The organism is Rhodococcus sp. no. 34 (assembly GCF_054589475.1).
Genome location: NZ_BAAILK010000047.1, coordinates 390,182 through 405,902 on the forward strand (window position 1 = coordinate 390,182; position 15,721 = coordinate 405,902).

Sequence of the window (15,721 nt, forward strand, 5' to 3'; positions counted from 1 at the left end):
AAATCTACACGCTGCCCAGCCATTGCTTCGTGCGCCCGGGATGGTTGGTGGCAACCCAACTGACCCCGAGCTCACGACACAGGTCCACATCCGCCTTGTCGTCAACGGTCCAGCAGTACGTCGCGCGACCCGCAGCGGCGGCCCGATCGACCAGATCGGGATGTTCGCGCAGCGCCTTGATCGACGGCCCGATCGCCGTAGCGCCCACAGCCGTCGACGCACCGCCGCCGAGGTACCGCGACGCGTCACCGAGCAGGACCGTCGGCAGCAGCGGTGCCGAACGACGCACTCGCCACACCGCACTCGCCGAGAAAGACATGACGACAGCCCGCGAGTGATCGGCCGACGGCGGCGACGCGATCCCGAAGCGGTGCAGTTCCGCCAGGAGTTTGGCTTCGACCAATCCGCCGAATCGCACGGGGTGCTTGGTCTCGATGAACAGCTTCACCGGGCGCGCAAAATCCAGAGCGAGGGTGATGAGGTCGGAGAGAGTCAGCAGTTCGGCCGGTTCGCTCGTCGACCCGTAGTCCAGAGCGTTCAGCGAATCGAGCGTCATCTCGCTGACGATCCCCGTCCCGCTGGAGGTGCGGTCGACCTTGCGGTCGTGAACACAGACCAGGTGCCCGTCACGGGTGAGCCGGACGTCGCATTCGAGCCCGTCCGCACCCTCCGCGAGGGCCAGTTCGTAGGCGGCGAGGGTGTGCTCCGGCCGCGCAGCCGACGCACCTCGGTGCGCAACGACGAGTGGACCTCGACGATCTGGGCTCACAGGGCAGCGGTCTCTTTCTGTTCCAGCACCGTCTTCTCTTCCAGCACCGAGCGCGGCACTGGCACCCACCGGGTTTCCGATTCCGGTTCACCGCGCCAGCTCTTGCGCTCGATCCGGCGGATCACGACGAGTGTCAACGCCGCGGTGACGGCAGCGATCAGTGCGATGAAAGCGTTCAGCAGAACCCCGTCGGCCATTGCCTGAATCCCCGGGCGTGATCGCCAGTACGCGTTGACCACCAGCAGCAGAGCGCTGAATGCCCAGAAGCCCCACCAGATCTTGACCAGCAGGGTTCCGCGCGGATCGCGGCGGACCAACTCGAAGAGATAAACGGCCGGCATCACCAGGTTGAGGATCGGCACAGCGCAGCCAACGACAACTTCCGACGCTGTGCGTGGATCGGATTCCCGGGCACCTGCGAAGTGTTCACGACGCCGACGAAGCAGCCAGCACACAGCGGCGATTGCCGCGAAGACCGAGATCAGCAGTCCACCCAACTGAGTGAAGTACACGGCGGCGTCGGAGACCGTGAGCAGCGGCTGCGGGATCAGCCTGGTGCGGTTGCGGACCAGGATCGCGTATCTGCCCAGTTCGGCGAAAACCGCCAGTCCGTAGAGGATCGTTGCGAGCGTCAGCAACGGCCCGACTCGGTCGGCCATCCGGTCCGCTCGCGAGGGCGGCACCGGTGAGGTGTCGACGACGTCCTGTAGTCCCCACTGCGGGACAGCGTCGTAGCGCGGAGTGGAGAAGCTACGACGCACTGGTGCGTCCCCCACGCCGCGGGGGTCGGACGGGGAGCGCGCGATCCAGCGGAAGCCACGGCGGTTGGGCGGTTGGTAGATCTCGGTGCGGGTGGGGATCAGCAGGACGCCGCTGCAGCGCGGGCACCACTGCGTCGGGCCGCCGACGACAGGCCAGCGTGCGGCGCACCGGGCGCAGACCTGAACGACACTCACAACTTCGATTCTGTCACGCCGTATCGGTAACGGCAGCAAATGGATTCACTCCCGATTTGTGATCGAACCTCCACCGCGTTCACCTGCATTGTTCGAATAATGTGACCTCCGCCACTTAAAAACTCGAGTTATCCACAGTTTCCACAGGTTCATCCACAGTTCTGGATGAATGAATCGGGCTTTATCCACAGGTCACGGGCAAGACCCTGAGAATTTGCTGACAGGTGTTAGCGAACGATGCACAGGCTCGAGGATGAATTTGACACCGCAGGTCAGTGAACTTTCGGGCGTCGACGTCATTTATCCCGGCAAAGTTCACAATCCATTCAGAAATTGCTCCCGAAAAGACAGAAAAGACCGGTATCCCCTTTTTATGAGAAGTCGGTTTTTGACACACCTGGAAGCATGACCGTCGATGACTTCTCCACAGCCCGAGCCAACTCTGACGTTCACCCCGAGACGGGTCACGCAGCTCGCGTTCGTGTTGATCGGATGTCAGCTCGTCATTCGCGTCTGGGTTGCCGCGAGCAATTACTTCTACTGGGACGACCTCATCCTGATGGGCCGCGGAGGACGCTTCCCACTCTTCTCGAGCGAACTCCTGCTCTACGACCACGACGGTCACTTCATGCCCGCGGCCTTCTTCTTCACCGGGTTGATCGCCCGTATCGCGCCGTACAACTGGGCGCTGTCGGCAACGCTGCTCGTCATCGGTCAGGCCGCCGCGTCGTTGGCGCTTCTGCGCACTCTTCGGTTGGTCCTCGGCCGGCGACCGGCACTGTTGATTCCGTTGATCCTGTATCTGTTCGTCCCGCTGACACTTCCGGCGTTCTCGTGGTGGGCAGCCGCGCTCAATGCATTGCCGCTCCAGATCGCGCTGGCCTGGGCATGCGGCGACGCGATCAAGCTGTACCGCACCGGGCAGGTGCGCTACGTGTTCTCGGGCACCGCGGTTTTTGTCATCTCCTTGCTGTTCTTCGAGAAAGCAGTGCTCGTTCCGTTCGTGGCACTCGCTTTTCTGGTGCTGTACTTGCGCACACAAGGTGAAGGAACGCCGATACGAAGTGCGATCACGAAGTGCCGACTCCTGTGGACGGCCTGCGCCGCCGTGCTCGCGATCTGGATTCCGGTGTATCTGACAACTGTCGAATCTCCGATCACCGGATACGGCCGTTCGATGTCCACCGAACTGCTGCATCACGGAACGTCTTTGGGGATGCTTCCCACTCTTCTCGGCGGCCCCTGGCGCTGGGAGCGGTGGATCCCCAGCCCCGCCTGGGCCGATCCGCCGACGCTCTTGGTGGTCGCATCCTGGGCCGCGCTGCTGACGACGGCCGTGATGACAGTGCGTGCCCGACGCGGCGCTGCCTGGATCTGGGCTGCCGCGGCGCTGTACTTCCTGGCCTCCGTGGTGGCGATGACCGCTACCCGATCCGACGCCGACACCACGTACGAGTTGGCGCAGACCTTGCGTTACTTCACGGATTCGGCGACGGTGTTCGCCCTCGCCGCCGCTCTTATTCTCGCTGCGCCTCGGCGACGTCCGGCCCGTATACCCGTCGCAGTCGCCGCCGGCCTGTCAGTGCTCTTCGTGATCAGTTCGCTCGTCTCGACCGTCACGTTCGTCGACATCTGGCGCGAGAACCCGACCCGCGACTACCTCGCGAACGCGCGAATGTCGTTGTCACAGAATCAGGATGCTCCACTGCTCGAGCAACCCGTCGCGATCGAAGTGCTCCTTCCCGTCGCCTTTCCGAACAATTTGGCAAGCAATGTTCTCGCGCCGCTGCCTGATCGCCCCGAATTCTCTTCCAGCACTCCGATTCTGCGCACCATCGACGACAGCGGTCAGATCGTCGATGCCGAAGTGACCTGGACGAGAAGGATTCCCGAAGGAACGGCGCCGAACTGCGGCACCCGTGCCGAAGGCCCGACCGAGCTCCCCCTCGACGGCCCCCTGGCCGGCTGGGAATGGACGGTTCAGCTCAATTACCTCGCCAGCGCCGACGGAACGATCGATGTTGCGTTGGAGTCCGGCGACGCAGTATCCGTACCCGTCACCCAAGGTTTGCACTCGGTGTTCGTGCGCCTGGTCGGCCACGGAAACAGTGTGAAGATCACGCCGACAACGCCGGGACCGACGCTGTGTTTCGGCGCCGGACAAGTCGGTGCCGTCGTCCCGACCTCCGCAAAATAGTGGCAGAGTGGAAGTCATGGAGCTGCGTATATTCACCGAACCCCAGCAGGGCGCTACCTACGAACAACTACTGACTGTTGCCCAGACCGCCGAAAAACTCGGCTACGGCGCATTTTTCCGCTCGGACCACTATCTCGCCATGAATTCCGACGGCCTTCCCGGGCCCACCGACGCGTGGATCACGCTCGCCGGAATCGCCCGCGAAACATCCACCATCCGCCTCGGCACTCTGGTGACGTCGGCTACGTTCCGTCACGCCGGACCGCTGGCCATCTCGGTCGCACAGGTCGATCAGATGAGTGGTGGCCGCGTAGACCTCGGCATCGGTGCCGGCTGGTACGAGGAAGAGCACCAGGCGTACGGCATCCCGTTCCCGGCGCTCAAGGATCGCTTCGAACTGCTCGAGGAAACTCTCGACGTCGTGACCGGTCTGTGGCGTACTACGGTCGGCGACACGTTCGACTACGACGGTAAGCACGTGCAGATCAAGAACTCTCCCGCGCTTCCCAAACCGCACCAGGTCGACGGTCCGCCGATCCTGATCGGTGGCACAGGCAAGAAGAAGACTCCGGCGCTCGCCGCCCGGTTCGCAAACGAGTTCAACATTCCGTTCAAGTCCCTCGAGGAAACGAAGGACATCTTTGCGCGGGTTCGTCAGGCTTGCGTCGAGCACGAGCGCGATCCGAACGAATTGGTGTACTCCAACGCTCTCGTCCTGTGCTGCGGCCGCGACGAGGCGGAGATCAAGAAGCGCGCCGAGGCTATCGGACGCGACGTCGACGAGCTACGTGAGAACGGTCTGGCCGGAACACCTTCGGAGCTGGTCGACAAGATCGGCACTTTCGCCGACGCCGGTTCACAGCGCGTGTATCTGCAGACTCTCGATCTCGCCGATCTGGATCATCTCGAACTCGTCGCAAGCGAGGTCATGCCCCAACTGCAGTAAAGAATGGGCCGGGATCTACAGCGCGTTCGCGTCGAGGAACGCGCGTAGGTCTCGGTCCCACTGGGCCGAGCGGGAACGGTCGAGAAAGACGCGCACCAGCATGAAAGCGATGACCAGCAGCGACATCACGCTGAACCAGGTGAAAACCCCGGTCACCACGGCTGCGACGTCGGCAGCGCTCTGAGTGATCGGAGCTACGGTCTTGTCGCCCTGATCATTGACGTAGATGGGGACCTCGGTGCCCGCGGGCGTCGCCGAGTCGACAGTGACATCACCCGTGTGAACCTGGCCGTTCCAGTTCCACTGCGCGCTGGCCATTTCGGTGGTCGGCGCAATGTAATCGGCTGTCGAGGCGGTGGTCTGCGTCGAATCTGCAGTCGTCGTCGCCGAAATACTGTGTAATTCGGCGGATTGTTTGGCGATCAGTGCGTTCTGGCTCGAAGCAGTCGCAGCCCCTGCCCATACCGCGAGAGGCAGCAGAAGAATCGCGAAAATGATCAGACCGAAGGACATGAACCCTTCGATCCGATCACTGCGGCGAACCATCGGATCGTGGCCTACATGAATTGTGCGTCGGAGCAGCGACGCAGTTCCTCGCGTACTACCTGACATTGTGAGCTCAGTTCTCTCGACGACACACTCTTACATCGAGATTCCCTTTGTTTCGATCTAGTTGCAAGTGTTAACGAGCTGAATCACATGTGTCCTCCAACACCTGTCCAGTTATTCGCTCGGCGGAAGGATGTCCGTCTGCGCCGGAACCTGATCCTGACGGAGCAATCCGACCGGGCAACTGACGCCCGTGGCATGCACCGGGCAGTAACCGCCGGGATTCTTCGCCAGATACTGCTGGTGGTAATCCTCCGCGTAGAAGAAGTCGCGCAGCGGACCGATTTCGGTGGTGATCGCTCCATATCCGGCTTCGGCAAGCCGTTCACCGAAAGCGACGGCCGACGCATGAGCGATTTCTTCCTGCTCCGCGGACGTCGTGAAGATCGCCGAACGGTACTGCGAGCCCTGGTCGTTACCCTGACGCATCCCCTGCGTCGGATCGTGGTTCTCCCAGAAGTGCGCCAGGATCTGCTCGTAGGAGATCACTGCGGGATCGAAGACCACCAGCACGACTTCGGTGTGACCCGTACGTCCGGAGCACGTCTCTTCGTACGTCGGGTTGGGCGTGAAGCCGCCCGCATAACCCGCAGCGGTCGTGTACACGCCGGGAAGCTGCCAGAACTCCTTCTCGGCGCCCCAGAAACAACCCATCCCTACGACGACGGTCTGCAGTTCGGCCGGAAACGGCGGCGTCAACGGATGCCCGTTGACGTAGTGCGCGGTCGGAACCGGCATTTTCTGCTCTCGGCCCGGGAGTGCGTCCTCAGGCGCGATCAGCGTGGATTTTGCGGACGCTCGTCCCAGAATGTCGTCGTACCAGCTCATGCTTCGATGCTACGCGCGAGCGACTGTTTCGCCACGCCGTGATCGCGCGGGCGCCGGGCAGCTCCACCCACCGGTAGCCGATTTCTGCTACCGCGGCCGTGGCCAGAAGGAAGAGCGCAAACGCCAGCGTCGGTCCGACGTACAAAACAGTGTTCTCGACGACGCGGTACAGGATCAGGGTGTGCACGAGATAGATGACGTAACTACGCGTCGAGAGCCACTTCACGACCGGCCAGCGCGTCGGGACGCCGTCGTAGCGGCCGATGAGAACTACCGCTGCGGCGACTACCGAAATGGTCCACAGATAGTGCTCACCGGCCCAGTAGACGCGGAACTGGGTCGCCACGATGATGACGTGCATCTGGACGAGGACGGCCGCGATCAGCCAGCGGCCGGGAGCGAGCTTCGCCCACGCGAGGTACATGATCTGGCCGAGGAAGACGGCCGGCAGCGTCGCGGCGATCTTGGACAGCATCGGCACGGTGTACGGCAGCGGCGCGTAGACGTTGTAGAGCAGCACCAGCGAGCACAGCGCACCACCGGCGAGCGGCATGACGATCGGTCGCAGCCGCAGTATCGGGCGAGCCGCTACGCATGCGAGATAAAAGAGGAATTGGACGGTGAGTGTCCAGGTCACTCCCAGAACTGCTACCTCGGGCTTGAGAAAGAATCCGCCGAGAAAAAAGCTCATCAACGCTTCGGTATCGGAAATACCTTCCTGACCGCTGAACATTCCGTTGATTCCGAGGCGGACCAGAAGAATGGCAATCGCGGTCGCCACCCAGAATGCGGGCAGCAGTCGACTGAATCGGTTGGTCAAGAACTTTCCGGGGCCGTCGCGAATCGCGGATCGCGTCACCAGAGCGCCGGTAAGCATCATGAATACTGCGACGCCGACAAAAGAGAGGTGCTGGTTGAGTTCGGCAGGCTCGATCAAAACGCCGTAGACGACGTCGATCACCCACCAACCCGAGCCGAGATCGTCGATGACGTAGAAAGAGATGTGGGAGTAGATCACGGCGGCAACCGCCAGGGCTCGCAGCAGGTCAGCGCCCGGAAGATTCACCCGAGGCGCGGCCGCCTCTGGTGATTCCGGGAGGAAAACTGGTGCGGGCATCGCGCAAGTTTAAGGTTCCGTTCACCTTTACGACGAATTTGCGCATATTAGCTTACCCTTAGATCGGGGCAAGTTCGGTTTCCCAAACTTTATTCTTTGGTGATTGCTACCTGAGCCGGACTGTTGCGGACGGTGTACGAATGTTATTGGGTGGAAACCCGAAGAATGATTTGCACATACGCGAGTGACGTCACGCCGTGACCGGTGATCGACGCACTCTAAAGCACCAGGGCTCACCAGCCCGCAAAGAAGGGACCCTCGTGTCTGTTTACACGCTGCCGGAACTCCCCTACGACTACGCAGCCCTCGAGCCGCACATCTCGGGCAAGATCATGGAGCTGCATCACGACAAGCACCACGCGGCTTACGTTGCCGGTGCCAACGCTGCACTCGAGAAGCTGGCCGAGGCTCGTGAGAACGACACCATCGCAGCGCAGGCCAACCTGCTCGAGAAGAACCTGGCGTTCCACCTCGGTGGCCACACCAACCACACCGTTTTCTGGAACAACCTCAGCGCTGACGGTGGCGACAAGCCCGAAGGTGAACTCGCCGCAGCGATCGACGACAACTTCGGTTCGTTCGATCTCTTCCGCGCTCACTTCTCCGCGAACGCCAACGCCATCCAGGGCTCCGGCTGGTCCATCCTCGCGTGGGACTCGATCGGACAGCGTCTGATCATCGTCCAGCTCTACGATCAGCAGGGCAACATCTCCATCGGCCTCACGCCGCTGCTGCTCCTCGACATGTGGGAGCACGCTTTCTACCTCGACTACCAGAACGTCAAGGGCGACTACGTCAAGGCATTCTGGAACATCGTCAACTGGAACGACGTTTCGGCTCGCTTCGACCGTGCACGTACCCAGACCGCAGGTCTGATCGTCTAGTCACGCTCTTCTTGCGAACGGCGGCGCCTCACCAGGGGCGCCGCCGTTCGTGTCAGCAGAGCACCACCGAGCAGGACCGTCGTGGCTCCGAAGACCAATGCCAGTGTGCGAGTTCCGGAGTCACCGCTGCTCGCGGTGGTCTGATTCACGGCCACCGGATCCGACAGCACCGAGGTCAGCTGAACCTGCTGCGGGGTGGTCATCGCGGGAATACCGGATTTTGCGCCGTCGAGGCCCGTGACCAGTGACTTGGCGATTCCTTGCAGCGTCGTGAATCCCTGGGTGATCTGATCGGTCACGTCACCGAGCATCTGCGGCGCCTGATCAGCGATGGGAATGAGGCCGTCGTTCAATTGTCCGGCAGCACTGCTCAGTTGATCGCTCGCGCCTTGCAGCTGCCCGACAGCGGTGCGGACTAGATCCCCGAGCTCCGTATCGGGCCCGACCGAGCCACCCAACAGCGCCGGAACGGTGCCCAATTGCGCATTCAGCGCACCGAGATCCGAACTCACACCGGCCAGTTGCGCTGTCACGTCAGGCGGGATCGGAAGGCCGTTCAGCGCAGTCTGCAGCGTGTCGATTCGTGTCTTCAGTTCCGCGGTCGAGGACGACGCCTCCCCCAGCGTCAGGCCCAGTGAGTCCGCGCGCGTGGCCAGCTCTTCCGCCGACCCCGACGCCTGATCGACAACACCGGACACCTGATCCGCGACGCTCATCAGCTCCAACGCCCCGGACCGTGCGGTCTCGAGGTACGGCAGCAGAGTGCCTGCGCCTGCTTTCACCTGATCGATCGACTTTCCGGCCTCGTTGGTTCCGGCGACCAGAATCTGTGCGGTGGTGAGGTTTTGATCGATCGAGCGTCTGGCGGCCGACGTCTGAGCCAGCAGGCCCTTGATGCCGTCCGCGCCGACCTGCGCCGACACGGCCCGAGTCAACTCGGCCGACTTCTCCGAATCCGAGCCGTTCACCTCGAGGTCGACGCTCGCCTGCCGTGGATCCATGCCGAACATCGACGCGACGGTTTCGCTGAAGTCCTCCGGCACGGTCAACGTCGCGAAGTAGTTCCCGCCGGGGTTGTCGACCACCTGGAAGTCGAAGTCTTCGTTCTTGCCCAACGTGTCCACCAGCGTGTCGCCGGCCCGAAGTTCCTTGCCGTCGAGCGTGGTTCCCGCGTCGGCGTTCACGATCGCGACGGTGTTCGAGGTGTCGGCACCGCCCGCGAAGATCACGAACCCGATCCCCGCCACCGCAGCCGCGACGATCGCGGCCACACCACCGACTGCCAGCCGTCGACCGAGTCGTGACGGCCGGCGATGGGAGTTTTCTGTGGTGTTCTCGGCGCTCATGGGCGAGACGATAAAGCAACAACTTGTAGAAACACTGAGAGCCCTAGTCTGCGGGCGTGGCCGGCTTCTCAGACTCCTCGGGTTCCTCCTTCGGCATGTCCCGAGGCCCACTGATCAGGATGTCGGCCCAGCGCGTGGCTGGGTCGATGTCGAGCAGGACGGCCTTCACCAACAACGAGAGCGGGATCGCCAGCAGCGCTCCGAGCGCCCCGAGAACCCACGACCAGAAGACAAGTGAGAGGAACGTCATCGTCACCGACAGTCCGACGGCGTCGCCGACGAACTTGGGTTGGATGATGGACTGGATCACGAAGTTGATGACGGAGTAGACGACGATCACCCACAGCATCAGCCACGGCCCGCCCTGCAACAGTCCCAGGAGCGCCGGTGGAATCACGCCGATGACGAACCCGATGTTGGGGATGTAGTTGGTGATGAAGGACAGCAACGCCCACAGGACGGGCAGCTGAATGCCCATGAGCCACAGCGCGCCACCGTCGAGTACCGCCACGATGAGACCGAAGACCGTCGAGACCACCAGGTATTTGCGAGTTCCGGCGGCAAAGGTGGAGAGCGCGTAGGAGATTTCGGGACGTTGCTCGGACAGCACATGCAACCGCGAGCGGATGCTCATGCCGTCGAAGGCCATGAACAACAACAACGCGAGAATGAACACCAGATCCGACAGGATGCCGAGCAGGCCCTCCAGCCCGCTTTCGAGTACGCCCACAACCTTCGTGAGATCGACACTGCTGAGCGTGCTTTGGATCTGTTCGGTGCTCACTCCGAAGTCGGCCAACTTGTCGCGGCCCTCGTTGAGGAGGTTGGTCATCTCCTCGGAGTACTGCGGCAGGATCGTCGCCAACTGAGCCGTCGACACGATCAACGACGCCGCCAACCCGAGCAGGATCAAGTACACGGTGACCAGTGAGCCGAGCATCCCGACCCACTTGGGCCACCCTCGGCGCTGTGACCAATCCTGAATGGGCTGAACGGCAATCGTCAGCACCAGGGCCAGGAATACCGGTCCGAGGATGCCGCCGAACACCTTCATTCCGCCGACGGCGACCACGGTGGCGGCAATACCGAGCAGGACGATCAAACCGCGCGGGATCGACCAGTTCTCACTACCGGACAGCGTGGGGATCGGAGTGGGAGCCTCGACGGCCGGCTTTCCCTTCTTAGAGAACACCGGCTTAGAGAACACCGGCTTCCTTTGCCCGGCTCCTGATCTGGAATGCTCCCACGATCATGAAGAGGCCGAACAGGATTGCGTACCAACCCAACAACCAGATGAGGCTGATGATGCCTTCGCCGGGCGCGATGAGAAGAATGATGCCGAAGATGACAGCAAGCACCGATGCGGCGAGCAACCATCCCCAACTGGATCCGGGCAGCGCCTTCATCTTGAAGGCGCCGACAATTCCGAAGATTCCGAACATGATGGCGTAGAAGGCAATTATGTACAGCAGCACCAGCGCAGTGATGCCCGGCCAGACCAGCGCGACGATGCCGGCTCCGACCGAGACGACGCCCGTGAACACCCACCAACCCCACGAGCTCAGATGCTCGCGGTCCCGGATGGCGCGAACTATCGTGATCAAACCGTCGGCGATGGAGTAGATACCGAACAGGAAAACCAAGGCCACCACGGTAATTCCCGGCCACACGAGCGCGATGATTCCGAAGATCACGCCGAAGATTCCGCGGATCAGGATCATCCACCAGATCTCTTTGCCGTACTGCACGAACGGATTCTGCGTGACCATCAGTAGCCTCCGAAACAAGCGGGTGTCTCTGACCGATTCAACAGCTCTTCAAACAGGGCAGTACCGACAGATCGTATGACTCTTGTGACCTTTCCGCCCATCGAAACGCGCGGCTGATACCGAGTTGTGCTCTTCGGGTACGAAGCGAGGGGACTTTCAGCCTGCTTCTCGAATACTTGCTTCTCGAATACCGGGCGCAGTCCACGATCCCGACAGCACTGCAGCCTTCGGCCAGTACAGGCGCAGAAAGACGTTGAAGTCGCCGGACGGAGCCGGCAGCCAGTTCCGCTCCTTCTCACCACCAGGGGATTCGTGCTGGAGATAGATGTCGAGGGAACCGTCGTCGGCAAACACCAGATCGCTTCGATCGCCAATCGCGTATCGGTCGATCGGGTTGTCCACGAAGAACTGCCGCTCGTTCATCATCGTGAGCGACCAGAAGCCCTCGACCGGTGGCAGCTCGTCCTTCTCGAAGTGCAGGACGTACTTCTTCGCCCCGGTCAGCGGCTTCCCGTCGACGTCCGTCGTGGCATGCGGGTACACGGCATCAGCGTCGAGATTGGCCCCGAAACCGAGCCAGACGATCAGGGCCCGCTGAGCGTAATGGGTTCCGTAGTGTCCCAAGCCGCGGTGCATCGTCCAGCCGTTCTTCGGACTGCCCTCGGCCTCTTCGGCGATCTCGCTCAGCACGTCCATACCGGTTCGCGCAGCTCGATCGAGGGCATCACGTACCTCCTGCGGACGCGACCTCCAGGGCAAGGAGGAGCCGATTCCTATGTCGGACAGTTGTTTCATCATCTCGGTGTCCTCCGGACGCGGAGGATTGTCGTCGAGAAGTGCGTCGAGTCTGGTGAAGAATGCCTCGCCGTCCATGGCGGCCACCTGGTCCACCGGCGGCGTCCGCGTGTCGACGGCAGGGTTCACCGGCATTTCACCGGGCGTGTAGTCCTGCGGGTCACCCGTCCACTCCGACAGAGGAGTGAGTCGCGTCCGGTCCTGCAGGCTGTGCACTTCTGCCAGGTCTGTTCCCCCCGACGTCGCGTAGCGGGCGACTATCCAGTTCATCGCCGTCGGAGACCGCAGCAGCGTCAAACCCTTGGGCACGTTGCCTTTCCAATTCGGCCCGGCCACCAGGTACGGTCCCCCGGTCCGCCCGACTGTCCGAGATCCCGGAACCGTGAACACGTCGCTCCACGCGTCGAGGATGGGGACCAGCCAGTACCGCGTGCCGAAGTCCGGCAGCGAGAGCACCTGCGGTTCCGTCGAGACGTCCAGCCACCCCGACGAATAGAGAGTGTCCGCGTTGGGTGAGACGACATCGGTGAAGGTCGCATCCGGCGTCGTACGCGCGTATGCGAACTGGTTGAGCGGGGCTTTCATCGCCACCGGCGAAGGCACCGCCGTCATGACATCCCGCGATACCGCAGCAATCAACAGGGGATATCCGAAGATCCACGCCTGCGTTGCCAGGTCTTCCAGCCGAGAACGGTTCTTCGACAGAGTCATGTCTGCGCATACCACCGCCCTCACCAGCGCAAACCTGGCTGGCACTCTCCCTCTCTTGTGTGCCAGTACCGAATGGGTGCATATTTCGATTACCCAACGAGGTGTGCCGGACCGACGCATGCGCGTCTGCCCGAGATTTGCCCCAGCACCGAGGGAGGAACAGAAATGAACAGAAACGAAGCAATAGGCATTTCTCCGTTCCAAGCCGCTGGGTCTTTGCAGGGGTTCGTCATTTCCGGTCGTTGGCCGGACACCACCCAGGAGTGGGCGCAGCTTCTCGCATTGGCTGTCCGCGTGGCCTCGATGCCAGGTTTGTTGCCGACCACGACGGTCTTCGGGGTCCGTGAAGACGTTCCCGAAGATCCGCAGCCAGGCACCGTCGGTCTGGTGGTCGCCGAAGGTCCGGTACTCGGCGATTTCGCCTTGACACCCGGCCGTTTCTCCGACCATCAGCCACCGGCGCTGATCATGCTGCACCCACCGTCGGAAACCACGCCCAGCCTGCCGGAATGCGAGGGCAGCGCGTCGGGGTGTGTACTGCTGCCAGGCCTTCCCTATCTGGGTTTGGAGCATCGTGCGGCGTGGGTCGAGGCTGAGCCGGACGGCACAGTCGTCTCCATGATCAGTCGTGTCGGCATCGATCCGATCAGCGATCCCGACACCGCTGTTTTGGCCATGCTCCTCGCCTCGTGACGGCCCCGGTAAGCGATAAGTTCGGACTCCCAAACTTGCTGTGCGCTTTGCCAATTCGTTTCAGGCGCGCTAACGTGGGCAGCAACGAAGGGGAGTAGCCCCCAATCGCCCGTGTCGACATACTGGTTCGACGCGCTCCGCCTGGTGCGGATCGCGAAGCACCCGGCCTGGCGAACCGAAGGTCCTGTGGCCTCGGTGGGCGAGACCTTCGGCCGGACAAGCGCACCCACTGCGCCTGCCCAGGCCGGAGGCTCGCATTTTTCCTCCGACCTACACCGACCGGAGGAGTAAATCTTGCTTGCCGCAATACTTTTGAGTTTCGGCGTCATTTTTGTCGCAGAACTCGGTGACAAGTCGCAACTGATGGCAATGACGTTTGCCTTGCGCTATCGCTGGTGGGTCGTCCTCGGCGGAATCACCGTCGCCACCACCCTTGTTCACCTCGTCTCGGTCGCCGTCGGCCACTACCTGGGCGTCGCCCTCCCCACCGCGGCGATTTCCATCGTCGGCGGTATCGCTTTCCTGATCTTCGGCCTCTGGACCTTGCGCGGTGACGATCTCACCGACGACGAGCAGAACAAGGCCGGTCGCGTCACGCGATCCGCCTTCATCGCCGTCGCCTCGGCCTTCTTCCTGGCAGAACTCGGCGACAAGACCATGCTCGCCACCATCACCCTTGCCACCGACAACGACTGGATCGGCGTCTGGATCGGGTCGACGGTAGGCATGGTGGCGGCCGACGCTCTCGCCATCATCGTCGGCTCGGTGCTGGGCAAGCACCTTCCGGACGGATTCATCAAGATCGGCGCCGCGGTGCTGTTCTTCGTCTTCGGTGTCTGGCTGCTGCTCGAGGGCATCTTCCCGGACTCGTCGGCCGGCATCATCGGCGGTGGCGTTGTCCTGGCCGTGTCCGTGCTGGGCGCACTGGCTCGGATGATCTGGAAGCGCTCCCGTGCGACCGACTCCGCTACGCACCTCGTCGACGACAATCGGACGCCGATCGACTGACGCTCAGCGAAGAAGGTCGCCGGCACCCCAAATTGCGACCGGGACATGACCTTCCGCCACTCCGCTTGGTCCGAGCAGCTGTCCGAATCGCTTCATCGGGTACAACGAGACACGTCGATCAAGGATCCGCACACTACCGATTCGACGGAGGCGATCCTCGACGACAAGACTCTGCGCGAGGCTGCTCAGCCACACGCTGATCAACATGTTCGCTGTTCCGGTGGTCGCTACCAACAATCTGATCTCCGGCCAACTCGACACAAGATTGCCGAGTTCGTCGGTGGAACCGTCCACAGCGACGTCGAAGATCACTTCGAACGGTGAACCGACGGCCTGTTGCGAGACATCGCAGCGGAAAATCAACTGTTGCGACGCAGTCAGTTGGGCCAAGCGCCGTCGAATCGCAGCCTCGTTCGTTCCACAAATCGCGGCGAGACGCGCATAGCTGGCACGTCCGTCACGGCCGAGCGCCTCCAAGAGGGCACCGTCGGACTCGCGGAACTCTGTCGGATCTGCCGGCACCGCAGCGCCCTTTGTCGATGCCGTTGCCAGCTGAGCCCGACCCGCTTGCCCCAGAGCGCCCGGCTCCCAGCTGAACCCGTCCCGGTACACCTTCACCCCGACCCGGCTTCTGATCGACAGAATTCCAGGATCGGCGGCAAGGTGCTCACACACCAAGGCGTCCAAACTCTTGTGGTCGGCGGCCACGACTCCGACGAAATATTCGTACTCGCCTTCCGTCCTGGCCAACAGATAGGCACAGGAGAGTTGACGTAACAGCTCCCCCACGTCGGCAACGGAATCCTGTGTGGTCCTGATCAGGAGATAGCCGAATATGTGGGTTCGACCGATTGCGACCGCGTTGACCCACGAATGACCGTTCGAGACGAGGCGACGCCACCGGCGGGCGATCGTCGTCGAATCCATGTCGAGCACTGACGACAACTGCGTCCACGACGCGCGGGGGTTGAGCTGAAGTGCATTGATGATCTCCAGATCAGATTCCGCGATGACAAATGCGTCGGATTCCGGCTTCATCGGCCCAGTATTGCCGGATTACTGCATTCTGGTCGGTGATCCCTGCCTGTTTGCC

Annotated in this window: 15 protein-coding genes; 5 read left to right on the forward strand and 10 right to left on the reverse strand. The window is 62.2% G+C overall.

All coding sequences use genetic code 11. From position 1 onward, the window contains the following. Positions 1 to 4: 4 nt before the first annotated feature. Together ACYP01_RS27510 and ACYP01_RS27515 are read right to left on the reverse strand one after the other, a co-directional pair. Entirely contained in the window at positions 5 to 769 is a 765-nt protein-coding gene (locus ACYP01_RS27510; protein ID WP_064442952.1) for a glycerophosphodiester phosphodiesterase, read from the reverse strand. Further along, positions 766 to 1,725 carry a DUF4328 domain-containing protein gene (locus tag ACYP01_RS27515; RefSeq protein ID WP_459683202.1) on the reverse strand — a complete coding sequence of 320 codons (960 nt, stop codon included), beginning with the start codon at positions 1,723 to 1,725 and terminating at the stop codon, positions 766 to 768. The genes ACYP01_RS27510 and ACYP01_RS27515 overlap by 4 nt, the downstream gene beginning before the upstream one ends. 415 nt (positions 1,726 to 2,140) lie before the next feature. Between ACYP01_RS27515 and ACYP01_RS27520 the strand changes: the two genes are divergently transcribed. Beyond that, on the forward strand, positions 2,141 to 3,922 hold the full coding sequence (locus tag ACYP01_RS27520) for a hypothetical protein (RefSeq protein ID WP_214924520.1): 1,782 nt from the start codon (positions 2,141 to 2,143) through the stop codon (positions 3,920 to 3,922). Between the two features lie 16 nt (positions 3,923 to 3,938). Further along, positions 3,939 to 4,868: an LLM class F420-dependent oxidoreductase gene (locus ACYP01_RS27525; RefSeq protein ID WP_003944174.1), complete on the forward strand. Its 930-nt coding sequence runs from the start codon at positions 3,939 to 3,941 to the stop codon at positions 4,866 to 4,868. Positions 4,869 to 4,883: 15 nt separating this feature from the next. Here ACYP01_RS27525 and ACYP01_RS27530 read toward each other — a convergent pair whose 3' ends face one another. The 3 genes from ACYP01_RS27530 to ACYP01_RS27540 form a co-directional block, all read right to left on the reverse strand. Continuing rightward, positions 4,884 to 5,480, reverse strand: coding sequence for an Rv1733c family protein (locus ACYP01_RS27530; RefSeq protein ID WP_223304488.1), 597 nt, complete (start codon positions 5,478 to 5,480; stop codon positions 4,884 to 4,886). Positions 5,481 to 5,591: 111 nt separating this feature from the next. After that, on the reverse strand, positions 5,592 to 6,305 hold the full coding sequence (gene msrA, locus ACYP01_RS27535) for a peptide-methionine (S)-S-oxide reductase MsrA (protein ID WP_020905733.1): 714 nt from the start codon (positions 6,303 to 6,305) through the stop codon (positions 5,592 to 5,594). Then, positions 6,244 to 7,422, reverse strand: coding sequence for an acyltransferase family protein (locus tag ACYP01_RS27540; protein ID WP_047272742.1), 1,179 nt, complete (start codon positions 7,420 to 7,422; stop codon positions 6,244 to 6,246). Before ACYP01_RS27540 ends, msrA begins: the two co-directional genes overlap by 62 nt. A 260-nt stretch (positions 7,423 to 7,682) precedes the next feature. Between ACYP01_RS27540 and ACYP01_RS27545 the strand changes: the two genes are divergently transcribed. After that, on the forward strand, positions 7,683 to 8,306 hold the full coding sequence (locus tag ACYP01_RS27545) for a superoxide dismutase (RefSeq protein WP_003944189.1): 624 nt from the start codon (positions 7,683 to 7,685) through the stop codon (positions 8,304 to 8,306). On the opposite strand, the gene ACYP01_RS27550 is transcribed toward ACYP01_RS27545, so the two are convergent. The 4 genes from ACYP01_RS27550 to ACYP01_RS27565 form a co-directional block, all read right to left on the reverse strand. Then, positions 8,303 to 9,652, reverse strand: a complete 1,350-nt coding sequence (locus tag ACYP01_RS27550) for a YhgE/Pip domain-containing protein (protein WP_459683207.1) — start codon at positions 9,650 to 9,652, stop codon at positions 8,303 to 8,305. The two genes, ACYP01_RS27545 and ACYP01_RS27550, sit on opposite strands and share 4 nt — an antisense overlap. 43 nt (positions 9,653 to 9,695) lie before the next feature. Further along, positions 9,696 to 10,844, reverse strand: a complete 1,149-nt coding sequence (locus tag ACYP01_RS27555) for an AI-2E family transporter (protein WP_042920602.1) — start codon at positions 10,842 to 10,844, stop codon at positions 9,696 to 9,698. Positions 10,845 to 10,848: 4 nt separating this feature from the next. After that, positions 10,849 to 11,421 (reverse strand): HdeD family acid-resistance protein, encoded by a 573-nt coding sequence (locus tag ACYP01_RS27560; RefSeq protein WP_003944155.1) that lies wholly within the window; start codon positions 11,419 to 11,421, stop codon positions 10,849 to 10,851. A 156-nt stretch (positions 11,422 to 11,577) separates the two neighbouring features. Then, positions 11,578 to 12,927, reverse strand: a complete 1,350-nt coding sequence (locus ACYP01_RS27565) for a DUF1254 domain-containing protein (RefSeq protein WP_003944160.1) — start codon at positions 12,925 to 12,927, stop codon at positions 11,578 to 11,580. Between the two features lie 165 nt (positions 12,928 to 13,092). On the opposite strand from ACYP01_RS27565, the gene ACYP01_RS27570 reads away from it, so the two are divergent. After that, the gene (locus tag ACYP01_RS27570; protein ID WP_003944138.1) at positions 13,093 to 13,620 is read left to right on the forward strand and encodes a hypothetical protein; all 528 of its coding nucleotides are present in this window, start codon (positions 13,093 to 13,095) and stop codon (positions 13,618 to 13,620) included. A gap of 294 nt (positions 13,621 to 13,914) precedes the next feature. Further along, a complete protein-coding gene (locus ACYP01_RS27575) occupies positions 13,915 to 14,628 on the forward strand; it encodes a TMEM165/GDT1 family protein (protein ID WP_058227350.1) in 714 nt (237 codons plus the stop codon). 3 nt (positions 14,629 to 14,631) lie between these two features. Here ACYP01_RS27575 and ACYP01_RS27580 read toward each other — a convergent pair whose 3' ends face one another. Further along, complete coding sequence (locus ACYP01_RS27580) at positions 14,632 to 15,666, reverse strand: Lrp/AsnC family transcriptional regulator (protein WP_459683210.1); 1,035 nt, start codon at positions 15,664 to 15,666, stop codon at positions 14,632 to 14,634. Positions 15,667 to 15,721 lie beyond the last annotated feature (55 nt).

Bases quoted from the DNA above. Each gene is read 5' to 3' on its own strand.
- ACYP01_RS27520 (WP_214924520.1), top strand. From the start codon at position 2,141: ATGACTTCTCCACAGCCCGAGCCAACTCTGACGTTCACCCCGAGACGG.
- ACYP01_RS27525 (WP_003944174.1), top strand. From the start codon at position 3,939: ATGGAGCTGCGTATATTCACCGAACCCCAGCAGGGCGCTACCTACGAA.
- ACYP01_RS27530 (WP_223304488.1), bottom strand. From the start codon at position 5,480: ATGTCAGGTAGTACGCGAGGAACTGCGTCGCTGCTCCGACGCACAATT.
- msrA (WP_020905733.1), bottom strand. From the start codon at position 6,305: ATGAGCTGGTACGACGACATTCTGGGACGAGCGTCCGCAAAATCCACG.
- ACYP01_RS27540 (WP_047272742.1), bottom strand. From the start codon at position 7,422: ATGCCCGCACCAGTTTTCCTCCCGGAATCACCAGAGGCGGCCGCGCCT.
- ACYP01_RS27550 (WP_459683207.1), bottom strand. From the start codon at position 9,652: ATGAGCGCCGAGAACACCACAGAAAACTCCCATCGCCGGCCGTCACGA.
- ACYP01_RS27560 (WP_003944155.1), bottom strand. From the start codon at position 11,421: ATGGTCACGCAGAATCCGTTCGTGCAGTACGGCAAAGAGATCTGGTGG.
- ACYP01_RS27565 (WP_003944160.1), bottom strand. From the start codon at position 12,927: ATGACTCTGTCGAAGAACCGTTCTCGGCTGGAAGACCTGGCAACGCAG.
- ACYP01_RS27570 (WP_003944138.1), top strand. From the start codon at position 13,093: ATGAACAGAAACGAAGCAATAGGCATTTCTCCGTTCCAAGCCGCTGGG.
- ACYP01_RS27580 (WP_459683210.1), bottom strand. From the start codon at position 15,666: ATGAAGCCGGAATCCGACGCATTTGTCATCGCGGAATCTGATCTGGAG.